General features: G+C 69.0%; 20 protein-coding genes. 12 read left to right on the top strand and 8 right to left on the bottom strand.

The window, feature by feature from the left end; genetic code table 11:
- Positions 1-47 precede the first annotated feature (47 nt).
- From glcE to FHS28_RS10780, 10 genes are all read left to right on the top strand, one after another.
- Positions 48-1,211, top strand: a complete 1,164-nt coding sequence (glcE, locus tag FHS28_RS10735) for a glycolate oxidase subunit GlcE (RefSeq protein WP_088453141.1) — start codon at positions 48-50, stop codon at positions 1,209-1,211.
- 35 nt (positions 1,212-1,246) lie between these two features.
- Positions 1,247-2,494 carry a glycolate oxidase subunit GlcF gene (gene glcF / locus FHS28_RS10740; protein ID WP_088452813.1) on the top strand — a complete coding sequence of 416 codons (1,248 nt, stop codon included), beginning with the start codon at positions 1,247-1,249 and terminating at the stop codon, positions 2,492-2,494.
- A 341-nt stretch (positions 2,495-2,835) separates the two neighbouring features.
- Positions 2,836-4,602: an alkaline phosphatase family protein gene (locus FHS28_RS10745; protein WP_184294560.1), complete on the top strand. Its 1,767-nt coding sequence runs from the start codon at positions 2,836-2,838 to the stop codon at positions 4,600-4,602.
- Positions 4,603-4,845: 243 nt separating this feature from the next.
- Entirely contained in the window at positions 4,846-5,742 is an 897-nt protein-coding gene (locus FHS28_RS10750; protein WP_088452808.1) for a glycine betaine ABC transporter substrate-binding protein, read from the top strand.
- Between the two features lie 136 nt (positions 5,743-5,878).
- Entirely contained in the window at positions 5,879-7,765 is a 1,887-nt protein-coding gene (locus tag FHS28_RS10755; RefSeq protein WP_088452806.1) for an ABC transporter ATP-binding protein, read from the top strand.
- A gap of 84 nt (positions 7,766-7,849) precedes the next feature.
- Positions 7,850-8,332 (top strand): hypothetical protein, encoded by a 483-nt coding sequence (locus FHS28_RS10760; RefSeq protein ID WP_184294562.1) that lies wholly within the window; start codon positions 7,850-7,852, stop codon positions 8,330-8,332.
- A 230-nt stretch (positions 8,333-8,562) separates the two neighbouring features.
- Positions 8,563-9,171 (top strand): hypothetical protein, encoded by a 609-nt coding sequence (locus FHS28_RS10765; protein WP_088452801.1) that lies wholly within the window; start codon positions 8,563-8,565, stop codon positions 9,169-9,171.
- A gap of 35 nt (positions 9,172-9,206) precedes the next feature.
- Entirely contained in the window at positions 9,207-9,479 is a 273-nt protein-coding gene (locus FHS28_RS10770; protein ID WP_184294565.1) for an HPr-rel-A system PqqD family peptide chaperone, read from the top strand.
- Complete coding sequence (locus FHS28_RS10775; RefSeq protein WP_088452797.1) at positions 9,476-10,390, top strand: HprK-related kinase A; 915 nt, start codon at positions 9,476-9,478, stop codon at positions 10,388-10,390. Before FHS28_RS10770 ends, FHS28_RS10775 begins: the two co-directional genes overlap by 4 nt.
- Positions 10,387-11,553, top strand: a complete 1,167-nt coding sequence (locus FHS28_RS10780) for a nucleotidyltransferase domain-containing protein (protein WP_088452795.1) — start codon at positions 10,387-10,389, stop codon at positions 11,551-11,553. Before FHS28_RS10775 ends, FHS28_RS10780 begins: the two co-directional genes overlap by 4 nt.
- 41 nt (positions 11,554-11,594) lie before the next feature.
- Here the strand turns inward: FHS28_RS10780 and FHS28_RS10785 are convergent, their stop codons facing one another.
- On the bottom strand, positions 11,595-13,169 hold the full coding sequence (locus FHS28_RS10785; RefSeq protein WP_088452793.1) for a S41 family peptidase: 1,575 nt from the start codon (positions 13,167-13,169) through the stop codon (positions 11,595-11,597).
- Between the two features lie 118 nt (positions 13,170-13,287).
- Between FHS28_RS10785 and pssA the strand changes: the two genes are divergently transcribed.
- On the top strand, positions 13,288-13,905 hold the full coding sequence (gene pssA, locus FHS28_RS10790) for a CDP-diacylglycerol--serine O-phosphatidyltransferase (RefSeq protein ID WP_088453139.1): 618 nt from the start codon (positions 13,288-13,290) through the stop codon (positions 13,903-13,905).
- 124 nt (positions 13,906-14,029) lie between these two features.
- Here the strand turns inward: pssA and FHS28_RS10795 are convergent, their stop codons facing one another.
- On the bottom strand, positions 14,030-15,616 hold the full coding sequence (locus FHS28_RS10795) for a S41 family peptidase (RefSeq protein ID WP_088452791.1): 1,587 nt from the start codon (positions 15,614-15,616) through the stop codon (positions 14,030-14,032).
- A 116-nt stretch (positions 15,617-15,732) separates the two neighbouring features.
- Positions 15,733-16,218, bottom strand: a complete 486-nt coding sequence (locus tag FHS28_RS24750; RefSeq protein ID WP_088452789.1) for a DUF2917 domain-containing protein — start codon at positions 16,216-16,218, stop codon at positions 15,733-15,735.
- Positions 16,219-16,335: 117 nt separating this feature from the next.
- Here FHS28_RS24750 and FHS28_RS10805 point away from each other — a divergent pair, with 117 nt between their 5' ends.
- Positions 16,336-17,973, top strand: a complete 1,638-nt coding sequence (locus tag FHS28_RS10805; RefSeq protein ID WP_088453137.1) for an aminotransferase-like domain-containing protein — start codon at positions 16,336-16,338, stop codon at positions 17,971-17,973.
- Here FHS28_RS10805 and FHS28_RS10810 read toward each other — a convergent pair.
- From FHS28_RS10810 to FHS28_RS10830, 5 genes are all read right to left on the bottom strand, one after another.
- Positions 17,924-18,940 carry an alpha/beta hydrolase family protein gene (locus tag FHS28_RS10810; RefSeq protein WP_184294569.1) on the bottom strand — a complete coding sequence of 339 codons (1,017 nt, stop codon included), beginning with the start codon at positions 18,938-18,940 and terminating at the stop codon, positions 17,924-17,926. The genes FHS28_RS10805 and FHS28_RS10810 overlap by 50 nt on opposite strands.
- Before the next feature lie 79 nt (positions 18,941-19,019).
- Positions 19,020-19,994, bottom strand: a complete 975-nt coding sequence (locus FHS28_RS10815) for a DMT family transporter (protein ID WP_088452785.1) — start codon at positions 19,992-19,994, stop codon at positions 19,020-19,022.
- Between the two features lie 21 nt (positions 19,995-20,015).
- Positions 20,016-20,843 (bottom strand): AraC family transcriptional regulator, encoded by an 828-nt coding sequence (locus FHS28_RS10820; RefSeq protein ID WP_088452783.1) that lies wholly within the window; start codon positions 20,841-20,843, stop codon positions 20,016-20,018.
- Between the two features lie 22 nt (positions 20,844-20,865).
- Positions 20,866-21,894, bottom strand: a complete 1,029-nt coding sequence (locus FHS28_RS10825; protein ID WP_088452781.1) for a helix-turn-helix transcriptional regulator — start codon at positions 21,892-21,894, stop codon at positions 20,866-20,868.
- Positions 21,891-22,799 carry a GGDEF domain-containing protein gene (locus FHS28_RS10830; RefSeq protein ID WP_088452779.1) on the bottom strand — a complete coding sequence of 303 codons (909 nt, stop codon included), beginning with the start codon at positions 22,797-22,799 and terminating at the stop codon, positions 21,891-21,893. Before FHS28_RS10830 ends, FHS28_RS10825 begins: the two co-directional genes overlap by 4 nt.
- Positions 22,800-22,900: the final 101 nt, after the last annotated feature.

The raw sequence follows: 22,900 nt of genomic DNA on the forward strand, positions 1-22,900 counted from the left end.
ATCCCGGGGCCACGACAGCCGCCCCGGCGTTGTCGCACGCGGCCCTGATGGACGCGGTGCAGTCGCTGCAGGCCCGGGTGCGGGAGGGGCGGCCGCTGTGCATCCAGGGGCATGGCAGCAAACGCTTCTATGGCGGTGCGCCGCAGGGCGAGGTCCTGTCCACCCGTTCGTTGCATGGCGTGCTGGCGTATGAACCCAGCGAGCTGTATGTGACGGCGGCAGCCGGCACGCCGCTGACCGAGCTGGAAGCGCTGCTGGCCACCTGCGGACAGCATCTGGCCTTCGAGCCGCCGCGGTTTGCCGAGGCGGGTGGCGCGTCGACATCGGCAACGCCGTCCGCCGCTGCCACATCGGCGGCACCGGCAACCACCTTGAACGGCACGGGCGCAGCCGCAGGCACCGGCACCGTCGGCGGGATGGTCGCCGCCGGGCTGTCCGGTCCGGCCCGCGGTTTTGCCGGCGCGGTGCGTGACCACGTGCTGGGCCTGACCCTGATCAATGGCCGCGGCGAACTGCTGCACTTCGGCGGCACGGTGATGAAGAACGTCGCGGGCTATGACGTGTCCCGCCTGATGGCCGGCGCCATGGGGGTACTGGGCCTGATGACGCAGATCACGCTGAAGGTGCTGCCCCGCCCGGTGGCGTCGCTCACGCTGCGCTTTGAAGGCCGGCAGGACGAAGCCCTGCTGCAGATGAACCGCTGGGGCGGACAGCCCCTGCCCATCACCGCCACGGCCTGGTGGGACGGCGCGCTGGTGGTGCGACTCTCCGGCGCCGATGCTGCCGTGCGGGCCGCCCGGCAGCGCCTGGGCGGCGACCTCATCCCGGCAGAGATGGCCGAACCGTTCTGGCGCGGCCTGCGCGATCACAGCGACGAGTTCTTCGTCGGCGCCCGGCGCGCGGTGCAGGGCGGTGCCAGCCTGTGGCGGCTGAGTGTGCCCACCACGGCGCCGGCGATGGCCCTGCATGGGGAACAGCTGATCGAGTGGGGCGGTGCCCAGCGCTGGGTGGTGACGCCGATGGCGCCGGCCCAGTTGCGGGACACCGTTGCCGCCGTCGGTGGCCATGCGGTGCTGTTCCGCGCGCAGGACAAGTCCGCCGGTGTGTTCGCGCCGCTGTCACCGCCGCTGGCCCGCATCCATCGCCAGCTGAAGGCGGAATTCGATCCCAAGGGCTGCTTCAATCCTGGACGCCTGTACCCTGACTTCTGACGTCGCTCCGCTCGACCGAACCCGGACCCCTTTCGATGCAGACCCATCTCGCCCCGGAATTCCAGGACACCCCCGAAGGGCAGACCGCCGAGGCCATCCTGCGGCGCTGCGTCCACTGCGGCTTTTGCACCGCCACCTGCCCCACCTACCAGCTGCTGGGGGATGAGCTGGACGGTCCGCGGGGCCGCATCTACCTGATCAAGCAGGTGCTGGAAGGCGCGCAGCCCACCCGTGCGACGCAGCAGCATCTGGACCGCTGCCTGACCTGCCGCAACTGCGAGAGCACCTGCCCGTCCGGCGTGCAATACGGGCAGCTGGTGGAGATCGGCCGACAGGTGGTGGACGCCAAGGTCGAGCGTCCGCGCCAGGAACGGCTGCGGCGCTGGTTGCTCAGGGAAGGGCTCACCTCGTCGCTGTTCAAACCCGCCTTGCGGCTGGGCCAGGCCTTCCGGCCCTTTGTGCCGGCCGCGCTGCGCGACAAGGTGCCTGCCCTGCCGCCTGCCCGGGCGCATCAATGGCCGCAGCGCAGTCATTCGCGCAAGGTGCTGATGCTGCTGGGCTGCGTGCAACCGGCGATGCATCCCAACATCAATGCCGCAACGGCCCGGGTGCTGGACGCTGCCGGCATCCAGACGCTGGTGGCCGATGAGGCCGGGTGCTGCGGCGCCCTGCGGGCGCACCTGGGCGACCATCACGGCGGCCTGGACGACGCCCGCCGCAACATCGACGCCTGGTGGCCGATGGTGGAAGGGCACAACCAGCCGGTGGAGGCCATCGTCATGAACGCCTCGGGCTGCGGCGTGCAGGTCAAAGATTACGGACGCCTGCTGGCGCATGACCCGGCCTATGCCGAGCGGGCCGCCAAAGTGTCCGCCATGACCCGCGACCTGTGCGAGCTGCTGCCATCGATGGCGCCCACGCTGGCCCGGCGGCTGCGGCAAGGAGCCAGGCGCCCGCGCCTGGCCTATCACCCCCCTTGCACCCTGCAGCATGGGCAGCAAATCCGTGGCGGCGTCGAGGGGCTGCTGCGGGAGTTGGGGTTCGAAGTGTCGGTCGCGCCGGTGGACAGCCACCTGTGCTGCGGCTCGGCGGGCACGTATTCCGTGCTTCAACCGGTGCTGTCCAAGCAATTGCGAGAGCGCAAACTGCAAGCTCTTGCCCCGCTGCAGGCGGATGCCATCGTCTCGAGCAACGTCGGATGCATCCAGCATCTGCAGGCGGGCTGCGAGGTGCCCGTGCGGCACTGGATCGAGGTGCTGGACGAAGCGTTAACCCCGGACTGAACGCGGGAGCGCCGGCGGACGCCCGGAGCAACAGGGCCCAAACGTCGCTTTCTTGCGTCATTTTTGCTGGAAGCTCCCCGAAAACGACAAATATGTCTCAGGAGGCCCCCACCTCCCCGGGCAAACCCCGGCACGAACCTTGCCTCGCGCCCGCACAATCCCCTTCAATAACAGGAGGGGAGCGCGCAAGCGATCCAATCAGAAAACGGAACGGGCCGGTCACCATGTGGGGACCGGCCCTTTTCCTTTGGTGCAACCAGCGCCCGACGCGCCGCCGGCCCCCTGCCGCTCCTGATCCGATCGGGCCATACTGCGCCGGTCAACGCTTCACTCCCCCCGTCATGACCCAGACCCGCCGCATCTGGCTGGTGCTGCCCCTGCTCGCGGCTTTGGCCGCCTGCGGCAGCCCGGCACCGTCCAAGCTTTCCGCCACGTCCGGCTTGACCTCGACCGGTTCGTCCGGCACCGAGCCGACCGCCGCTGGCGCAGCCCGTACCGCCGCCGGCCCCACCCAGGCGCTGACAGCGGCCCCGCCCAAGCTGATCGTCTTCATGGCGGTGGACGGCCTGCCGCTGCGCCAGGTGCTGGGCTACCGCGACCAGCTCCAGCCGGACGGCTTTCGCCGCTTCCTGGACCGCGGCACCTGGTTCTCCAATGCCTATTACGGTCACGGCTATACGGTGACCGCCGCCGGCCACTCGATCATGCTCAGCGGCGCCTATCCGCAGCGCAGCGGCATCATCGGCAATGAGTGGCGAAATCCGAAGACCGGCGCGGTGGTCTACAACACCGAAGACACGCGCTACCGCTACATCAACCACGAGACCGATCCGCACGCCGGCACCAGCCCCGCCAACTTCAAGGCCGAAACCGTGGGCGATGTGCTGCGCACGGTGCAGCCGGGCTCCAAGGTCATCGGCATCTCGGGCAAGGATCGCGGCGCCATCCTGCCGGCTGGCCACAAGGGCACGGCCTACATGTACATGAGCAGCGACGGCCAGTTCGCCTCCACCACCTACTACATGGACCGTCATCCGGCCTGGGTGGATGCGTTCAACCAGTCGCACGTGGCCGACCAGTTCTTCCACAAGTCCTGGACGCTGCTGCTGCCGGAAGCGGCCTATGCCCGCAGCGCGCCGGACGGTCAGCCGTGGCAGAGCGACGCCGGCAATGGCAACCGCCTGCCCGCGCTGATGGGTGCAGGTCTGGACAAGCCGGGGCCGAAGTTCTACGCCGGCCTGCTGCCGTCGCCGTTCGGGGATGAGCTGACGCTGGCCTTTGCCCGCGCCGCGATCGAAGGTGAGCAGCTCGGGGCCGATGCGCAGACCGACATCCTGACGGTCAGCCTGTCCAGCCACGACTATGTGAACCATGCCTTCGGGCCGGAATCGCGGCTCTCGCACGACCATCTGCTGCGGCTGGACCAGTATCTGCAAGGTTTTTTCCAGTATCTGGATGCCCGTGTCGGCCGCGACAACTACCTGGTGACGCTGACCGCCGACCACGGCTTCATGGACACACCGGAATGGGCCCAGCGCCAGGGTCGCGATGCCGGACGGGTGAATCCGGCCCAGTTGATTGCAACGCTGAACAAGGGGCTGTCGGCCCGTTACGGCGAAGGCCGCTGGATCACCGCGTTCTCGGCCACCGGCCTGCTGTTTGATGAGTCGCTGATCCAGTCCAAGGGCCTGCGCAGCGACGATGTGTATGCCGCCGCCAAGACACTGGCCGAGCAGGTGCCGGGCATCCAGGCCGCCTTCACCCGGGCCCAGCTCGCCAGCGACGACACCGTGACGCCCTATCTGGCGCAGATGCGTCGTTCGTGGCATCCCGACGTGGCCGCACCGCTGCAACTGGTGCCGCGTCAGGGCTACATGTTCTCGAGCCGGCCGACCGGCACGACCCATGGCTCGCCGTATGAATACGACAGCCATGTGCCGCTGCTGACCTGGGGCCCGACCTGGGTGGGCCAGGGCGAGGTCAAGGACCGGGTGGAGATCGTGGACCTGGCACCGACGCTGTCACGCATCCTGGGCATTGCGGTGCCGGCACAGTCGCAGGGTCAGGTGCTGCCGCTGCCCAAAGCGGCCAACGGCGCGACGCGCTAACGATGCGCGGCGCTGTGCGCCCAGGGGCATCCATTCGCCCGACCCCTGCGGACGGGCGCTGATCTGGCTTGACGATAGCGGACGGGGGAGGACCGATGTCCACGGGCGCTTGCCCGGTCCGCCGCGCGTTCCGCTTTCAATCGGCCGTCGAGACTGTTTCCCGGCCTGCCGGCTTCATCCAGACGCCGCAGCCGGGAATGATCTCCAGACCCACCGTGACGGCACGGTGACTGGAGAATCCGCATGATCGGCAACAACCGCCGCTCCGTGCTCCTCGGAGCCGCCTCTGCCCTGCTGGGCAGCCGCGCCGCAGGTGCCCGACCTGACCGCGCCCCCCTCCGCCTCGGCGTGATCGACCTCAGCTTCCACCGGGCCACCGCTGCGGTGGTGACGGCTTTGCTGGAGCAGCTGGGTCACCCGGTCGAACGCCACTATGCCCTGCATGAAGCCTGCTTCGATCTGCTGCGCAGCGGCGCGGTGGACATGGTGGCGTCTGCCTGGCTGAACGCCAGCCATGGGGTCTACCGGGCACGCGTGGAAGAGGTGGTGGCCACCCGCGCCCTGGGCCTGCACTACCAGCCTTATGCGTTCTGGGGCGTGCCGGCGCATGTGCCGGCCTCGCAGGTCGGCAGCGTTCAGGACCTGCTCCTGCCCGAGGTGCGGGCGCGCATGCATCCGGTGATCCAAGGCATCGGGCCGGGGGCGGGCATCAGTCGCTTTTCGCGCAAGGCCATGGAGGTCTACCGACTGGAAGAAGCGGGTTACCGCTTTGAGACCGGGACGGAGGAGGACTGCTTCAAGGCCTTTGAGCAGGCCGTGGCCGAGCAGCAGTGGCGGGTGGTGCCGCTGTGGCATCCCCAGTTCCTGCATGCGCAGCATGTGATCCGTGAGCTCAAGGAGCCGCAGCAGCTGTTCGGCGGCGTGGACCGGGCGGTGCTGCTGGCGAGGGAGGACCGGCTGCGGGCCTTGCCGGATGGCACGGTCCAGGCCCTGGACCGGTTGCGACTGTCCAATGGCATCGTCTCCGGGCTGGACCACGCCATCAGCCGCGAGGGGCTTTCGCCGGATGAGGCCGCAGCCCGCTGGATGCGGGAACATCCGGAACGGTGGCGCTTGTGGGTGGATCGCACGACGTCCTGAACCGGACGGCCCACCCGATCCCTCTTACCCTCCGTCCAAACCTGCGCACCGCCATTCATCGCGAGGGATGGGCACCCGTCACCGGGCTCCTGTAGGCTTGCCGGTCTTTGCTGACCAATGCTTTCGGGAGACAGCCGTGCTGGGCTGGTTTGAAAAACTCGTCGATCCTTTCCCCACCGGTCCGGCGCCACAGCCGCCGCAGGGATTCTTCCCCTTCGTCTGGGCGGCCACCCGTGGCATCCGCGGGCTGCTGCTGACGCTGGTGGTGCTCACCGCCGCCATCGGCGCCTTCGAGGCGCTGCTGTTTTCCATGCTCGGCTCGGTGGTGGACTGGCTCAGCTCGGTCCCCGCGGCCCAGTGGTGGACCACCCAGCGCCAGCACCTGCTGCTGCTGGGCGGCATCCTGCTGGCCAGCCCGGTGCTGATCGCCCTGCAGGCGATGGTCAAGTACCAGGGCATGGCCAGCAACTTCCCGATGCGGCTGCGCTGGAACTTCCACCGTCACCTCCTGGCCCAGAGCATGAGCTTCTACCAGGACGAGTTCGCCGGCCGCGTCTCCGCCAAGCTGATGCAGACGGCGCTGTCGGTGCGCGAATGCGTGATGATCGTGACCGACATCCTGGTCTTCATCACCATCTATTTCGTCACCATGCTGGGCGTGGTGGGCAGCTTCGACCTGCTGCTGCTGGCGCCCTTCCTGGGCTGGCTGGCCTGCTATGTGGTGGCGCTGATCTACTTCGTGCCGCGGCTGGGCAAGGCCGCCGCCGCGCAAGCCGACGCCCGCAGCCTGATGACCGGCCGGGTGACCGATGCCTACACCAACATCAGCACGGTGAAGCTCTTTTCCCACAGCCACCGGGAAGCGGGTTTTGCGCGCGGTGCGATGCAGGACTTCCTCGGCACCGCCTACCGTCAGATGCGGCTGATCAGCGGTTTCGAGATCGTCAACCATGCGTTGTCCATGGGGCTGATCGCGGCCACCGCCGGCATGACGCTGTGGCTGTGGACGCAAGGCCAGGTGGGTGTCGGCGCGGTGGCGGCCGCCACCGCCATGGCGCTGCGGCTCAACGGCATTTCGCACTGGATCATGTGGGAGATGGCCAGTCTCTTCGAAAACATCGGCACGGTGCAGGACGGCATCACCACCCTCGCCCGCCCCATCGCCATCACCGATGCCGCCGAGGCCCGCACCCTCACCGTGCAGCGCGGCGAGGTCCGCTTTGAGGAGGTGGACTTCAGCTACGGCGGCAAGAAGCCGGTGCTGCAGGGATTGTCGCTGCACATCCGACCCGGCGAGAAGATCGGCGTGGTGGGACGTTCGGGCGCCGGCAAATCGACGCTGCTCAACCTGTTGCTGCGCTTTTACGACGTGGAACGGGGCCGGGTCCTGATCGACGGGCAGGACATTGCCACCGTGACCCAGGACAGCCTGCGCGCCCAGGTCGGCATGGTGACGCAGGACACCAGCCTGCTGCACCGCTCGGTGCGGGACAACCTGCTCTACGGCCGTCCGGACGCGACCGAGGACGCGATGCGCGCCGCCGCCGCCCGCGCCGAAGCGCAGGACTTCATCGACGGCCTGACCGACCCCAAAGGCCGCAAGGGTTACGACGCCCATGTGGGCGAGCGCGGCGTGAAGCTCTCCGGTGGCCAGCGCCAGCGGGTGGCCATTGCCCGGGTGATGCTCAAGGACGCGCCCATCCTGCTGCTGGACGAAGCCACCAGCGCGCTGGACTCGGAAGTGGAAGCGGCCATCCAGCGCAGCCTCTACCGGTTGATGGAAGGCAAGACGGTGGTGGCCATCGCCCACCGGCTCTCCACCATTGCCGCCATGGACCGGCTGATCGTCATGGACCAGGGCCGCATCGTCGAGCAGGGCGACCATGCGAGCCTGCTGGCGGCCGGCGGTCTGTATGCCAAGCTCTGGGCGCACCAGAGCGGCGGCTTCCTGGTCGAGGACGATCTGCCCGAGGCGGCCTCCCCCGACGCCGATCGCGATTGTGTGGAGGACGCCGCAGACTGAGCCGGGACGAACCCGGGGGGCCGGTTGCCCGCGGACCCGCCCCCCACCGAAGATGGCTGGCTGACCATCTTGGGGACATTTGCGTTGAAACTCGACATTCAAGCCTTCGTGCCGGGGCCGTTCCAGGCGCATGGGCAGATCGAGATGTGGCGCGAAGGGTCGATCATCCGGCTGCGCGCCCAAGGTCCGTTCAACCGGGAGGCGGTGCTGGGGCTGGCGCGTGCCATGGCCGACCTGCTGCGGGCCGATCCTCCTCCGGCCGATGCGTCCGGCACGCCCGGCCGCTTTGGGGACCTGCTCGAAGTCAGCGGCAGCATGATCACCTCGCCGGACTCCATGGCCGAAATGGAGCGTTTCCTGCGCCATATGGCCGCGCTCGGCCAAGCGCCGGTCGCCATCGCCTACGTGGTGACGCCGGACGTCGAAGGCCGGGACATCATGCTGCCCCTGATTGAAGCCATGTATCAGCGACAGGGTCGCCGTTTTGGTGCCTTTGAGACGCTGGCCGACGCCCGCGTCTGGATGCAGGAACAGCTGGATCTTGTCGCCGAAACGCATTCCAGGTGAGCCAGCACCAACTTATCCTTACGATTGGGTAGAACGGACGCCACCCGTTCAAGGGGTGCACCGGCTTGGCGTCGGCGTGCCTTGTATGAAACACTTCCATCGCAGCCCGCATAGCGCGGGCGGCTTGAGCATCCGCCCTCTTCCTGGGCACGTGCAGACCAAGGCTGAGCATCATGGACCACCACAGCGACTCACAACAGCCCTCGGCCCCGGCGCCGAACGCAGGCCCCATGGTGTCGTCGCGCCGTCGCCGCTTCCTGCAGGCAGGCGTACCGGTGGGCCTGACGCTCGCCAGCCGGCCGGTCATGGCCTGGCATTGCAACACCACCTCGGCCTGGGGCTCGGCGGTGCTGCGCAATGGCGGCGCCAGCGTCCAGGCCCGTGCGGCCGCCGCGGTGCTGACCAATACCGAATGCTGGACGATCAACAACTGGGTGACCAACTCGGTGCGCTCGGCCGTGTCGACCTCGCCGCCGTGGAGCTTCGTGGCCGCGTACTGGTATGGCGGCAAGTCGCTCAGCTACTGCAAGAACAATCTGACGGTGGCCAAGGTCTTCCCGGGCGGCCTGAAGAACGTGTCGTCCACCGCCAAGGTGGCTGACCTGTTTGCCGCCAACGCCGGCAGCTACGCCACGATGATGCTGGTGGCCCGTCTGAACACGCTGTTCGCCGGTCACAACGTGGCCCAGTGCGTGGTCTCGTCCACCGGTGAGGACATGCTGGTCAAGATGGCGTCCCTGGGACCGAACAGCTTCAAGCCGAACAACGCCGGCAGCACCGCTGCCTGGACGGAAAGCGACTTCCGCAGCTACCTCTACAGCAATTACCTCGTGAGCTGATGGCGCCCGCAGCGACGTGGCGCTGCGCACATCGCGTGTCTGAGGTGCTGCGCGCCTGGGAGGGCGAGCCGCATGCGGTCTTCTTCAATCCGGCCAGCGGAGACACTCACCTGATTGCCGCCCTCGGGGCGCAACTGGCCGAATGGCTGCAGGCCACCCCGTTGACGCGCGAGCAGCTGCTGCACCGTCTGACCCACGACGTGGACTGGGACGACACCCCCTCCCCCGAGGCGCTGGCCGACCTGCTCGACCTGCATCTGCGCCGGCTGGAGGACATCGAACTGCTGGTGCAGGAGCCGCGGCCGTGAAACTCGCCGACCTGTCGCGGGACGAGGTCCGCCGCCAGCTGCGCCAGGAGGGTCTGGCCCTGCGGATGGCGCCGTTTTCGGTGAAGCTGCGCTCGGACCTGCCGCATCTGGCGGATCAGCTGCTTCCCCTTTACGACCGTTTCGAGCTGGTGCCGGCGGACGACTTCATCGACTTCCATGTGGCGGTGCTGCGCAGCCCGCACTGGCGCTCACGCCTGATGGGCCGGGCGGAGTTCTGGTTCGACGGCCAGCGGTCCTTCACGCCGCTGCCCGGCGCCCAGGCGCTGGCGATGCTGGAATGGGGCATCAACTGGTGCATCGCTGCCCACGCCCATCAATACCTGCTGATCCACGCCGCCGTCCTGGAGCGCGATGGCCGGGCCCTGGTCATGCCCGCGCCGCCGGGTTCCGGCAAGAGCACCCTGTGCGCCGGCCTGGCCCATCGCGGCTGGCGGCTGCTGTCCGATGAGCTGGGCCTGCTGGATCTGACCACCGGCCTGCTGCACGGCATGGCGCGGCCGATCAATCTCAAAAATGCCTCCATTCCCCTGCTGCAGCAGTTCGCGCCGCAGGCCCGCTTCAGCGCGTCGATGCCCAACACCACCAAAGGCACGGTGGCGCTGGTGCGGGCGCCCGAGGACGCCATCGATCGCCGCCTGCTGCCGGCCCGGCCGGCCTGGGTGGTGCTGCCGACGTGGCGGGCGGACCGCCCGGCGCGGCTGATGCCGGTGGAACGGGCGCGGGCCTTCATGACGCTGGCCGAGCAAAGCTTCAACTACGACCTGCATGGACAGGCCGGCTTCCAGGCGCTGGGCCGGCTGGTGGATCGCTGCGGTTGCTACAGCTTCGAATACAGCCATCTGGACGAGGCCATGGCCCACTTCGATTCCCTGGCGGAGGGCGCGGAATGAGCGCGCAGTTGCAGGCCGGCGCGCGGCCGGCCCCGCAGCATCCGGCGGCGCCCGACCAGCCGCTGCTGGTGCGGGTGCTGCTCTCGCCGCGGCTGGCACCCGGCCTGTCGCTGACCGACTGGGACCTGCTGCTGCGCCAGGCGCGCCGCGCCAATCTGGCCGGCAAGCTGGCCCACCTGGCCCGCGCGGGCGGCTGGCTGGAGGACCTTCCCGCACCGGTGCAGCCGCACCTGCGGTCGGCACTGCTGCTGTCGGAACGACAGGCACAGATGCTTCGGCGGGAGGCGAGATTTCTGTCGCAGGCGCTGGCGGAACTGGCCGGGCCGGTCGTGCTGCTCAAGGGCGCGGCGTATGCGCTCGGCGGTCATTCGCCGGCCCCGGGCCGGATGTTCACCGACATCGACCTGCTGCTCCCCGCTGCGCAGCTGCCACGGGCGGAGATTGCGCTGATGGTGCACGGCTGGGATTTCGACCCGCTGGACGACTACGACCAGCGCTACTACCGCGAATGGATGCACGAACTGCCGCCGCTGCATCACCGCCGGCGTGGCACCTCGCTGGACGTGCATCACAGCCTGCTGCCGCCCACCGCCCGCACGCCGCTGAACACCGCGGCGCTGTTCGACCATCCGCGGCCCCTGCCCGATCACCCGGGGCTGTTTGTGCTGCCACCCGAAGACATGCTGCTGCACAGCGCCACCCATCTGTTCCATGAGGGCGAGCTGCCCAACGGCTTGCGGGACCTGTTCGATCTGGATGCGCTGATCCGGGAATTCAGCGCGGCGGAGGGCTTCTGGCGTCGTCTGCTGGCGCGCGCCGAGCACATCGGCCTGTCCAGGCCGCTCGCACTGGCACTGCGCTACAGCCGGCAGTGGCTGAACACACCGGTGCCGGAGGACGTGACCGAAGCCCTGGCGCCGCAGTTGCGGTGGGTTTCACAGCCCCTGCTGGACGCCGCCTACCGCCGCGCGCTGCGCCCGCCGCACGACAGCTGCCGACTGCCCGGCCAGGGCCTGGCGGAGCTGGCGTTGTACGTCCGCGCCCACTGGCTGCGGATGCCGTTGCCGCTGCTGGCCCGGCATCTGGGACGCAAGGCCTGGAGCCGGCTGACGACGGCGCCTGCGCCGGTCGCGGATGGACCTGGCCCCAAAGAAGGCGCCTGACGCGGCAGGCCCGCCGGCGTCCCGCCGCCCCCGTTCAGGACTCAGAGCGCCGGGGCGCTCACCGCCGGATGACGCGCGCCCCCTGGCAGCGAAAGATCCAGCGGCGCCGCGCGGTACTGGCGCAGATCGACCTGCGGCCTTGCGAGGGCCCCACGCCCCGTCGTCTGGATCGGACACTGCCCCGTCGCGCGGTGGTTCAACGCGGCAGCCAGCAGCGCCTCGGAGCGATCCCCCAATGCATGGCCCAGGTCGTCCGGCACCTCGCATCCGGGCAGTCCGGTGGGTCCGGTGCCACCGGGTTGGAAGCCTCCGGCGTAGTCGCCAAAACCCTTTGCATTGGTGGCTTGAACATCGATGGCGAAGGTGCTGGCCCCACAGTTGGGGACGCCTTCAAAGCCATACGGCTTGCCGCAGGTGCCGCCGCCGATCTGCACCACTTCGATGTCGATGCCTCGCAGCCCGTTGATCAGCAGCTCGCTGGCGGAGCAGGTCTCGCTGCCGGTCAGCACGTACACCCGCTTCAAGCCCAGCGCAGGCAATGGCTCACCGCGCTCGCAGCGCTCGTCGCCATCGCTGCACGTCCGGGTGAGAAACGGCATGGCATCGTCCGGCTGGGAAGCCGTGCGCTCCGGGTTCATGCGGGACTGGTTGAACGTCTTTCCCTGGCTGCTGCTGCCGGCCACCATGAACGCCAGCTGGCTGGCGATGAAACCCAGCCCGCCGCCGTTGTAGCGCAGATCGATGATCAGGTCGCTCACCCGCGCAGCGGCCAGCTGTGCCAGCGCCTGCTTCAGCGCCCACTGGGCGGGTTCATTGAATGCATTGAAGAGCAGATAGCCGACCGGTTCGTTCAGCCCGCTCTCGGTGCCCAGCACCGATACCAGCGGCACGGGCTGACGCTCAAAGCTTGCCGCCACCAGACGTCGCGTCAAGGGCCCGTCTGAACGTCCGACGGTGAAGACGGAGGCACTGCCGGGCGCCGCGCCGGCAAGGTAGATGTCGATTTGCTGGCGGGCGTCCGGATCGGCGCTGGCCACCGCCACATCGTCCACCGACAGCAGTTCATCGCCCCGCCGCAGACCCGCCTGCGCAGCCGGTCCATCTGGATCGACCCAGGTCACGTACAGCCGGGCGGGGTCGGCCGACGCGGCCGCCACGCTCAGGCCCCACCCGGCTTCCTGGCCCGCCATCGAAGTTTCGGCCGCCTGCAAGCGAAGGCGATAGCTGAAGGCGTCCCGGCGGGTGTCGCCCCCGGGGCGGACATGGTCGGTGAACCACCGCTGCAAGGCGGTCTCATGATCCACCGGATCGCCCGGCCGGCCCTGGTAGCGCGGGTCCCGGGGATTCAGCACCGGCAGGTCGTCATTCCAGAGATACCGCTCCTTCAGCATCGCCCGCACCCAGGCCATTTCGGTGATCCGCGATCCGGTGCGCGCGTCGGCTTCGGCGTCAGGATTGTCCGGAGCGCAGCGGTTGGCGTAGCTGCTGCTGGGCAGCGTTGCAAAACCGGCCACGGCGGTAATCGGCAAGGACGGCCCGTTCCCACCGCCGCCGCATGCGGCCAGCAGAACCCCTGACAGCAGAGCGCCGCAGCGCGAAAAAGCCCGGATGCGCATGCGCGTCTCCTGAATGAACCACGATGCGGGCTAGTCGGCGCGGCGGCTGGACCGGTTCCGCGGAGGGCAGGATCGAGCCTTGCCGCGCAAGGCATGGACCTTCGCTTATGCTCGCAACATGAACAGACCCAAGCCTTTTTCGATGATCCGCGAGTTCCATCTCGCCGACTGGTTCACGCTGGGAAATGCCTTCTGCGGCGTTGGTGCCCTGTTCTCGGTGATGACCTACCTTCAGAACCGCGAACTGCTGCATCTGTATTACGCCTGCGCGCTGATCCCCGCGGCACTGGTGTTTGACGTGCTGGACGGACGCATCGCCCGCTGGCGCCAGAAAAGCTCGGCCATGGGCCGGGAGCTGGATTCGCTGGCGGACGTGATCTCCTTCGGCGTGGCACCGGCGGTGATCGCCTATGGCTGCGGCATGCAGGGGATGTGGGACCGCATCATCCTGGGCTTCTTCGTGGCGGCCGGTGTGTCGCGTCTGGCGCGCTACAACATCACCGCGGAGACCCTCAGCGCCGACACCGGCAAGGTGACCTACTTCGAAGGCACCCCCATTCCGACGTCGCTGCTGCTGGTGATCGTGATGTGGGTGGCAGCCGCGCAAGGCGCCATCGGCGACGCCCTCTGGTTCGGCGAATTGAAGCTGGGCGGCTTCATGCTGCACCCCCTGGTGCTGATGTTTGCGGTGTCCGGCTCCCTGATGATCAGCCGGATCCGCATCCCCAAGCTCTGATCGACAGCGGCGGCCCATGCGCCGCCCCCTCGCGCGGTCCACGGTGCGGGGCCCCAAAAGCAACGGCGCTCCCGAAGGAGCGCCGTTTTTTATGGAAGGCCCCGAAGGGCCGCCGGGCGAAGGCTTACTGACGTCCGCCCAGGATGCGGTTGCTGCGCGCCGCCAGACGCTGCAGGCTCAACGCGACGCTGTCCGACGACGAGCGCGCCGACAAGGTCTTGGCGCGACCCTCCATGCCGAAGGGCTTGGTGGGGCAGGTGCCGTTGCTGCGGTACTGCAGGGCCGCCGCGAGCATGCGCTCGGAGGCGTCGCCCAGCGGACGGGAGAAGTCGTCATCCATGGAGCAGCCCGGCACGCCGGTGGCGCCTGAACCGGCCGCCACAAAGCCGTCGGCATAGTCACCGAAGCCCTTGTTGTTGGTGCCGACGAACTCGATGGGGAAGTAGCTGTAGCCGCAGTTGTCCTTGCCGGTAAAGCCATAGGGCTTGCCGCAGGTCGTGCCGCCCACCAGCACCACCTGCACATCCACGCCGCGCAGGCCGTTGATGATGGCTTCGCTGGCCGAGCAGGTGCCTTCCTGCGCCAGCACGAACACCCGCTTGAGGTTCAGCGTCGGCAGCGGCACCGGGGTGCCGGAGCAGCGGTCGTTCACCAGGTTGCAGGAGGTGTCGTAGAACGGCGTCTTCGACGACTGGCTGTTGGTCTCGGCCGAGCGCAGGCTGTTGTAGCGCAGCTGCTCGAAGGTCTTGCCCGCAGTCGGGGTCGGGCCGGCAATCATGTAGGCCAGCTCGCTCGCGATGAACAGGTAGCCGCCGCCGTTGTAACGCAGGTCCAGCACCAGGTCGGAGACGCCCTGGGTCTTGAAGTTCTGCATGGCGGTGATCAGCTGGGACTCGGCGGTGGCAATGTGGTCATTAAAGACCATGTAGCCCACCTTCGTGTTGTCCGCAGCCGTGATGACCTGCGAGGTCAGCACCGGTGTCTTGGTGACGTTGGTGGCGGTGAGGGTGAGGTCCCGGCTGCCGCCGCCATTCGGCTGCAGCACCAGGCGGTGGCTGCCGGAACGGGTGGGGTACAGCGCCTCGTTCAATGCACTCACGCCGGTGCTGGTGGGGTCGTCGGCCGAGACACCGTCCGCGGTGACCAGGGTGTCGCCACGCTGCACGCCGGCGGCGGCAGCGGGGCTGTTCGGTTCCACGTAGGCCACGCGGATCTGGCGCGGCGGGGTGGCCTGCGCGAGATGCCATTCCACGCCGTAGCCCAGCACGACGCCAGAGCCTGACAGCGAGTTCCACTCACGGGTGGACATCACAAAACTGAACTGGTCTTTGAGCTTGCCGCTGGCCGTGACCTTGGGGGTCAACAGGTCGGTGAAATAGGCGTCCAGCGCCGCACCGACGTCACTGCCGCTGTACTTGGCACTCGAGGGATCCACGCCGGGCACTTCGTCGCGCCAGAGGTAAGCCTCGTCCATGTAGGCGCGAACCCAGTTTTTCTCGGTCGAGAGGCTGGCGGTACGCAGGTTGGCGGGCGCTTCCAGGTTGTTCGGGGCGCATTGCTGGGCGTAGGTCGCGCTGTTCACCGGGGGCGGAGGCGCCGAACCACCGCCACTGTCCGATCCGCCGCCGCCGCCACAGGCTTGCAAAACCAGGATCGTCGCCGCGCCGGCCAATGCCAGGCGGGTACGCCGCAAAGTTGCGGGCAAAGTCATCGAGCTGTCCTCCCAAGGGATATGGAACCCGTGTTTTGCGGTTTGCCCACATCCGTTAACTAACTTGAAATGATGCGAGCGCGAGTTATAGCCCCAAATCCTGATCAGCCAACAACTTAAACAATTGGTTCCAACTTTAGGGTGATATGAGGTTCGCCCACGACACCCAGGGTGCCGATCCAAAGCGCCAGGCCTTGCCGGCCAGGGTCGGGGAGGAGGGTCAGGCGCTCGCCGGGGGCGAGCCAGTGGTCCTGCGGCCAGCCCTCCCGGGTGATCCACACCGGTCCGGTGACGGCGGTCAGTTGCAGCGGACCTCGCCAGCGCAGACGCCGGCTGGCGCCGTCGGCGGGAAGGAGGACCATCCGCGGCGAGGGGCGCGTCTGCCAGCGGAGCGGCGCCCAGGCGCGGAAGCGCGCCGCCGGCGCCTGTCCAGATCCCGGTCCAGGTCCAGGTCCAGGGGGCGCAGCATGGCGGGCAGCAGCGAGCGTCGCACGCAGTCCGCTCAGCAGATGGCGGGGCCTGGCAGGAGCCAGGAGCGGCGGGTGGGGGCTGGGTTTGAGCTGCATGGGGCCACGATAAGCAGCCGCTGTGGCGCCCACCATCCACAGCGCAGGGCCAGTTCAGCGCACACAGCCACAGGTCCGGCAGGCTCTGTGCTGGCCGGCTTGGCCGCCATCTGTACTGGTCCGCTCACCAGCAAACCACACAGAATGGGTGGCATGGATGCCGCTGCCCTGCCCCTTTATCTGCAACTGGCCGATCGACTGGCCCGCTCGGTGCGCGCCGGCACCCTCAAACGCGGTGAACGGCTGCCCTCGGTCCGTACGCTGGCGAGTCAGCATGGGGTATCGCTGTCGACCGCGGTGCAGGCGTTTCGGTGGCTGGAGGATGCGCGGCTGATCGAGGCCCGTCCGCGCTCCGGCTACTTCGTCGCCGCGCGGCCGCCCCGGCTGCCCGAACCGCAGGCCTCGGTGCCGGACTCCGCCTCCCGCATGGTGCAGCTGGACCACCTGGGCTCGCAGGTCATGGCGCTGTCGCAGGATCCCGACTTCCTCTCCTTCGGCGCGGCCTGCCCGGGTGCCGAGCTGTTCGATCAGGAGCGGGTGCGGCGGGCGCTGACCCGCGCCGTCACCCGGCACCGCGACCTGCTGTGCCATTACCCGCTGGGCACCGGTATGGAAGAGACCCGCCGTGCCGTGGCCCGCCATGCGTTGGGGCTGGGTTGCGTGCTGCGCCCGGAAGCGGTGGTGATGACCAACAGCTGCATGGAAGCGATCAGCCTGGCGCTGCGCAGCGTCTGCAAGCCCGGTGATGTCGTGGCGCTCGAATCGCCCACCTACTACGGCTTTCTGGAAATCCTGCAGACCCTGCATCTGCGCGCACTGGAAATTCCGACCCATCCGCGCCATGGGCTGTCGATCGAAGCGCTGCAGCTGGCGCTGGAGACGCAGCCGGTGAAGGCGGTGCTGTCGGTGCCGACGCTGTCCAATCCGCTCGGCGCCAGCATGCCGGTGGCGGAGCGGCGCCGGCTGGCCGCGCTGGTGGCCCGGCACGACATCGCGCTGATCGAGGACGTGCTCTACAACGACCTGTGTGAGCAGGAAGACAAGCGCCGTGCAGTCAAATCCTTCGACAGCACCGGCCACGTGATCATCTGCGGCTCGTTTTCAAAGACGCTGGCACCGGGCCTTCGGCTGGGCTGGGTGGAGGCGGGGCGCTGGGGCGACGCGCTGCGGCGGACCAAGGCCGTGCAATCCGGCGCCCAGACGCCCGTGCTGGAGCTGGCACTGGCGGATCTGCTGACGCAGGCCGGCAGCGGTGCAGCGCTGCGCGCCCTGCGGGCCACGGTCGCCAGCCGGGTGGACCAGGCCAGGACCCTGATTGCGGAAAGCTTCCCGCGGGGCACCCGGGTGTCGGCGCCTGCCGGGGGGTTCACCTTGTGGGTGGAGTTGCCCGAAGGCTTTGATTCGGTGGCGCTGTATGAGCGTTGCCTGGAGGAGCGCATCGTGATTGCGCCGGGCTCGATGTTCTCCGCCAGCACTCGCTTTCGTCATTGCATCCGGCTGGGTGTGGGCGGGCATTGGCGGGCGGAGCACCCGCAGGCGCTGCGACGCATCGGCGCGTTGGCGCAGGCGCAGGTAGATGCGCGAGTGGATGCCCGAATGGACGTGAAGGCCGATGCGCTGCGGCAGGTGGCCAGCGAGCGCGCCGATGCCAGCGCCGCCCCTGGCAGTGCGACCACAAGTCTCAGTACTCGCGCACGGGACGCCGTTGACCCTGACGCTGGCGTTCGCGCGGGCGACGCCCTCAGCCCTGCGCCCAGGCGTCGCCGCTCGCCAGACCTTGCGGCGACTTGAGGCGCTGCACCGCCGCCGCATCCCCTTGCAACCAGGCCCGCCACCAGTCCGTGGTGACGGTGCGGATCACCGCCGCATGGTGGTCCGCCAGTGCCACGGGTGCCTCCGGCCGGCCGCGACCGGCCAGGCGGGCGGCGCGCCCGGCACCGACTTCTCCGCTGCCGCCGAAGGTCTGATGGTCCGCGCCTTCCAGCCAGAGCTGCGCCTTGGCGCCGGGCGGCAGATGCGCATACACCTCGCGGCGATAGTCGCCGGAACGCTCGCTGCCCAGAGGATCTCCATCCAGGCTGCCGGTCATGCACAGCATCGGCCGGGTGATGGTGCGCAGGCCGTCCGGGTTGGAGCCGGCCGCGGGACTGAAGGCGGCAAAAGCTTTGAATCGGGGTTCGGCGAGGTCCGATCCCAGGCGCGCCGGGAAGGCGCGACCGGCCACCGCCAGCGTCGTATGCGCGCCGAAGGAGTGGCCGGACATGCCCAGCGCATCCGGCTGGATGCGCACCCAGCCGGCTTCACCCGACTGCTGCAGCTGAAGCAGCCGCGCCACCGCAAAACGCACGTCGCGGCAGCGGGCCACCAGTTGCTCCACGCTGGCCGCGGCCTTGACCGCACGCAGACCGCCGGCCCAGATGGCGCGGTCGCTGCCCGCATGCTGCAAGTGCAGCGTGGCAAAGCCGGCCTCGGCCCAGGCGCGGGACCATTCGGCGCCACCGTCCAGGCTGCCGCCCAGGCCGTGGGAGAAGATGATGAGCGGCACGGAGCCTGCGCCGCCCCGGGTCTCGGGCAGGCGCAGTCGCCAGGGGATGTCGCGCTGGCGCTCATCGTCCCGCCAGACGTTCTGCAGCACGGTGCCGGGGCCAGGGTCGGCCGCTCGGCCCGAGGCGCCACCGGTCTGCGCCCAGGACGCTGCGGTCCAGCTGGAGGCCAGCAGCGGCAAGGCTGCGGTACGGAGGAAAAGTCGGCGGATCATCGGCATGACCCATTGTGCAGAGCCTGCCCGGCGCTTCACATCCCCTCGGGCCCGGATTTACACCCGCGCCACATCGCCGTTACCCGGCGTTGACAGGGCACGCCACCGGCTTCACCGTCTTCAACCGCAAGGCCCAGCACACCCCGGCCACCAGCAGCACCACCCCCGCCACCGAGACCGGTCGCGGCCACTCCCCACGCAGGCATTGCGCATAGGCCAATGCCGACAGCGTCTCGAACACGATCAGCTGTCCCACCAGCGCGGTCGGCAGCCGTTGGCTGGCCTCGTTCCAGCACAAGGTGCCCAGCCACGACGCCAGAAGCCCCACGGCGAGCATCAGCCCGACGTAAGCCCAGGGCCGCGGCCCCGCCGGCAGCGCAAAATCGGCGGGGAACAGCGCCACGCCGGCCGCCTGCAGCAGCCCGATGCCCAGGAAGGCCAGCAGCGCCATCGGCAAGGTGACCAAACCCTGCGCGGTGGCCCAGGCGCGGGGGCTGCGGTCACTGTGGGCACGCAGCCAGTCGGCATTGCGGATGGGATACCAGGTCCAGCAGGCCACTGCGATGCAGGCCAGCAGCGCGCCTTGCAGATAACGCGCCCGATCCGCCTGCGCCACCGCCGCCTGCTCCACCTGGTTCACACAGGCAATGCCCGCGGCCATCAGCAGCAGCGCGGGGGCCAGCTGCGCCCAGCGGTAATGCCCGTCGCGTGCGGCATTGCGGTGGTTGGAGCACAGCGCGATCACCACCGGCAAGGTGCCGATCAGCATGGTGGGCAGCGGCCCGCCGGCCCGCTGAATGGCGGCCGAGAGCGTCAGGTAGTAGAGGAAGTTGCCGATGGCACTGAGCCGGCAGGCGGCCCACCAGTCGGCACGGCTCAGGCGCGACAGCTCGCGTCGGTCCAGCAGGGCCAGCGGCACCGCAATCAGTCCGAAAGCCAGATACCGGCCTGCGGTCAGCCAGACCGCCGGATAGTCGGGCAGCAGCAGGGGCGCCACGAACACCAGCCCCCACATCAGGCCGGCCGTGAGCGCAAAAAGAAGTCCGATTCCCATGCCCGGCAGTGTGCGCGGGCCTCAGCGGCGCGGTCTTGTACCCAATTGCTGTTGATAACGCGCCGGCGTGACGCCGTAGCGCCCGGCGAAGCTGCGGGTGAGGTGCGCCTGATCGGTCAGCCCCACGGCGGCGGCCACATCGGCGGGGGCGTCTCCAGCGGCCAGGCGGCGTTTGGCATCGTGCAGGCGCAGGGCCATCAGCGCCTGCTGCGGCGTGGCGTGGTGGCAGGCCTTGAAACTGCGCAGGAAGTGGAAGGGGCTGAGGCCCGCGACGGCGGCGAGGGTGGCGGTGTCCAGCGTCTGGTCCAGATGGGCGCGCATGTAGTCGATCACCGGCTGGAAGCGCGGCGCGGCCCCGTCGCGCTGCTGGGGTGCGCGGCGGGCATGGCGGCTGACTTCCTGCACCAGGTCGAGCAGCGCGCTGTCGAAAGCGAGCGGCTCACGGGCCTGCCAGAGAGTGGCAATCAGACCGGCGGCGCGGGTGGCCGAGGCCGCATCCAGCGCCACGGCAGCATCAAAACGCCAGGACGGCCCGCCCCAGAGCCGGTTCAGCATCGACTCCTGCAGGTAGACCATCCGGTAACCCCAGGCCTGCGGCGTCGCGGCCTGACCGGTGTGGATGTCCTCCGGATTCATCAGCATCAGCGAGGCGCTGGGGGCCAGATGTTCGCCGCCCCGCCAGCGGAAGCGGCCGACGCCTTCGGTGATGGCGCCCAGACCGTAGGCCTCATGGGTGTGGGGCTCGAAGCTGTGCCGAAGGATGTGGGCATGGTAGAGCTCCACCCCGTCCCGATGTGCGGGGCGTCGGTAGTGGGCCTGGTCGTCAGCATGCTCGAAAACGGGCGGCATGCTGCGAAGTGTAGGACGACCCTCACACCATGCCGGGTGTCATCCCGGTCCAGCGCCGGAACGAGCGGCGGAAATTGCTCTTGTCGTGAAATCCCAGCGTCCGGGCGACGCTCTCGACCCGCTGACCGTGCAGCGTCATCAGGTAGAGCGCCGCCTGCGCCCGCACCTGGTCGAGTTGCGCCTGATAGTGGGTGCCCAGCTGGGCCAGTTGCCGTTTCAAGGTGGCCGGGCTGATGCCGAATCGGCGCGCACAGGCATCGAGCGTCGGCGGGTTCTCAATGGCGCTGAGCAGACCATCGTCCAGCGCGGCCAGCTGTCCCCGCCACAGCGCTTGCGGGTCGGCCCCCTGCGTCAACGCGTTCACCGCCACCGTCGACGGCCGAGCCGCCGACGACCACGGCACGGTCGCCTCCACCATCGGCAGCCGCATCGCATCCACCTGGCAGCCGAACTGCAGGTCGGTGCCCAGATGCGCCGCATGCTGTGACAGCTCCGCCGGGCGGGTGCGGTTGAAGCTGAAGCGCCACGGCAGCGGTCGGCCGCCGAGCCACTGCGCCATCGCGGTGACGGCCGTCATCTGCATGTCCACCAGCAAGGGCTGCATGGGCGCTGGCGCCCCGCAGGCTGGCGTCCAGACCAGTAGCAGCTCATCCCGGCTGTGCAGCAGGCGCGGCGTCAGCAGCGGGGAGAGTCGGGCCGCATAGGTGCACAGCAGATGCAAGGCCTGGCGCAGGTCGGCGGCCTGCTGCAAGGCCTGGCTCGCCAGACCATAGTGCCCGGGCAGGCTCAGCTGACCCAGCACGAAGCCCACATCGCGCGCTTCACGGTGCAGGGTCGCCAGCATCCCCAGGAGCTGGCGCGGCGACAGCAGCTGCCCCGCCGTCAGACCGAGCGGCGTGAGCCAGTCCTGCGCGCCCAGGCCCCGGCTGTGCGCGAACTCTGCCAGCAGGGCGCCCTGATAGGCCCAGGGAATGAAAGCCGTGTCAGCGCCGTAATGCAGGGGCTGCCCGGCGGGCAGGCTGCTGCGCAGCAGCGCAAGCGCTTCACTCATCGCAACTGCTCCAGCAGGCGCAGCAGTTGGGTTTCTGCATCCACCTCCGGATTCAGCGGCGCCTGCGCCATGCGGGCGGTCAGCCGCGCCCGCGTGCGGCCATCGGCGCAGGGATGCACATGCGCGCTGAGGGCGCCGAGCAGGTCCTGCGGCAGGGCGCGGTCCGTCTGCGGCAGCAGCGCGACAAAGCGGTCCGCCGCATACCGACACAGCAGGTCGCCCGGCCGCAATTGCAGCAGCAGCAGCGGCCCGGTGGCCTGCAGCAGCCGGTCCGCCTCCGCCAGCCCGTGCTGCCGCGAGAGGGACGCCAGATCCGCCCATCCCACCATCACCATCACCGCAGGCTCGCTCCGCGTCTGGCGCTGCTGCAGTTGCTGCTGGCGCAGCTGATTCAGCAGATAGGCCCCGTCTCCCAGCTGGGTCAGGCGGTCGATCTGCGCATGCTCGCGATAGCCCCGCTCCCGACCGCTGCGCAAGGCATTCAGCGCCAGCTGCTCCTGGCGCCACAGGTGCAGTCCCCAGGTCAGCCCGATCATGCCGACGAGCTGAAAGCCCGACTCCATGCCCAGCAGCAGGCTGAAGTCCCGGGGCAGTTTCCAGAATTCGTCCATCAGGTCGGCCCAGCCGCCCATCAGCATGCCCGACAGACCCAGGCACAACCAGGTGGTGACACGCCCGGCCAGGCGGCTCGCACGCAGCTGGACCAGCCACAGCGCCAGCATGCCCACGACCAGGGTCTCGCTGAGAATGTCGATCCAGCGCCAGGCCGCCATCGGCTTGGCCACCGCCCAATGGGCAAAGAGCCAGGTGATGCCGCACATCAGCAGCATCAGCGCATGACCAAAATGGCGCGAGCCGGCCACCGGAGCGAGCACCAGCGGCGGGCGCGGCAGGACAAGTTTCATGGCGCGCGATGCTAGGGAGGGTTTGTGACAGTGGATGGCGCCGCCGCCGCGGGGGGTTCAAACAGCTCACGGGCCGCCTCCCCGTGCGCTGCACGGCGGTC

The organism is Roseateles terrae, from assembly GCF_014192155.1.
Taxonomy (GTDB): Bacteria; Pseudomonadota; Gammaproteobacteria; order Burkholderiales; family Burkholderiaceae_C; genus Roseateles; species Roseateles terrae.

Excerpts from the sequence above, each read along its gene's own strand:
- FHS28_RS10745 (WP_184294560.1), top strand. The coding sequence starts at position 2,836 with ATGACCCAGACCCGCCGCATCTGGCTGGTGCTGCCCCTGCTCGCGGCT.
- FHS28_RS10750 (WP_088452808.1), top strand. The coding sequence starts at position 4,846 with ATGATCGGCAACAACCGCCGCTCCGTGCTCCTCGGAGCCGCCTCTGCC.
- glcE (WP_088453141.1), top strand. The coding sequence starts at position 48 with ATGGACGCGGTGCAGTCGCTGCAGGCCCGGGTGCGGGAGGGGCGGCCG.
- FHS28_RS10810 (WP_184294569.1), bottom strand. The coding sequence starts at position 18,940 with ATGATCCGCCGACTTTTCCTCCGTACCGCAGCCTTGCCGCTGCTGGCC.
- FHS28_RS10795 (WP_088452791.1), bottom strand. The coding sequence starts at position 15,616 with ATGACTTTGCCCGCAACTTTGCGGCGTACCCGCCTGGCATTGGCCGGC.
- FHS28_RS10780 (WP_088452795.1), top strand. The coding sequence starts at position 10,387 with ATGAGCGCGCAGTTGCAGGCCGGCGCGCGGCCGGCCCCGCAGCATCCG.
- glcF (WP_088452813.1), top strand. The coding sequence starts at position 1,247 with ATGCAGACCCATCTCGCCCCGGAATTCCAGGACACCCCCGAAGGGCAG.
- FHS28_RS10765 (WP_088452801.1), top strand. The coding sequence starts at position 8,563 with ATGGTGTCGTCGCGCCGTCGCCGCTTCCTGCAGGCAGGCGTACCGGTG.
- FHS28_RS24750 (WP_088452789.1), bottom strand. The coding sequence starts at position 16,218 with ATGGTGGGCGCCACAGCGGCTGCTTATCGTGGCCCCATGCAGCTCAAA.
- FHS28_RS10825 (WP_088452781.1), bottom strand. The coding sequence starts at position 21,894 with ATGAGTGAAGCGCTTGCGCTGCTGCGCAGCAGCCTGCCCGCCGGGCAG.
- FHS28_RS10820 (WP_088452783.1), bottom strand. The coding sequence starts at position 20,843 with ATGCCGCCCGTTTTCGAGCATGCTGACGACCAGGCCCACTACCGACGC.
- pssA (WP_088453139.1), top strand. The coding sequence starts at position 13,288 with ATGAACAGACCCAAGCCTTTTTCGATGATCCGCGAGTTCCATCTCGCC.
- FHS28_RS10805 (WP_088453137.1), top strand. The coding sequence starts at position 16,336 with ATGGATGCCGCTGCCCTGCCCCTTTATCTGCAACTGGCCGATCGACTG.
- FHS28_RS10830 (WP_088452779.1), bottom strand. The coding sequence starts at position 22,799 with ATGAAACTTGTCCTGCCGCGCCCGCCGCTGGTGCTCGCTCCGGTGGCC.
- FHS28_RS10815 (WP_088452785.1), bottom strand. The coding sequence starts at position 19,994 with ATGGGAATCGGACTTCTTTTTGCGCTCACGGCCGGCCTGATGTGGGGG.
- FHS28_RS10785 (WP_088452793.1), bottom strand. The coding sequence starts at position 13,169 with ATGCGCATCCGGGCTTTTTCGCGCTGCGGCGCTCTGCTGTCAGGGGTT.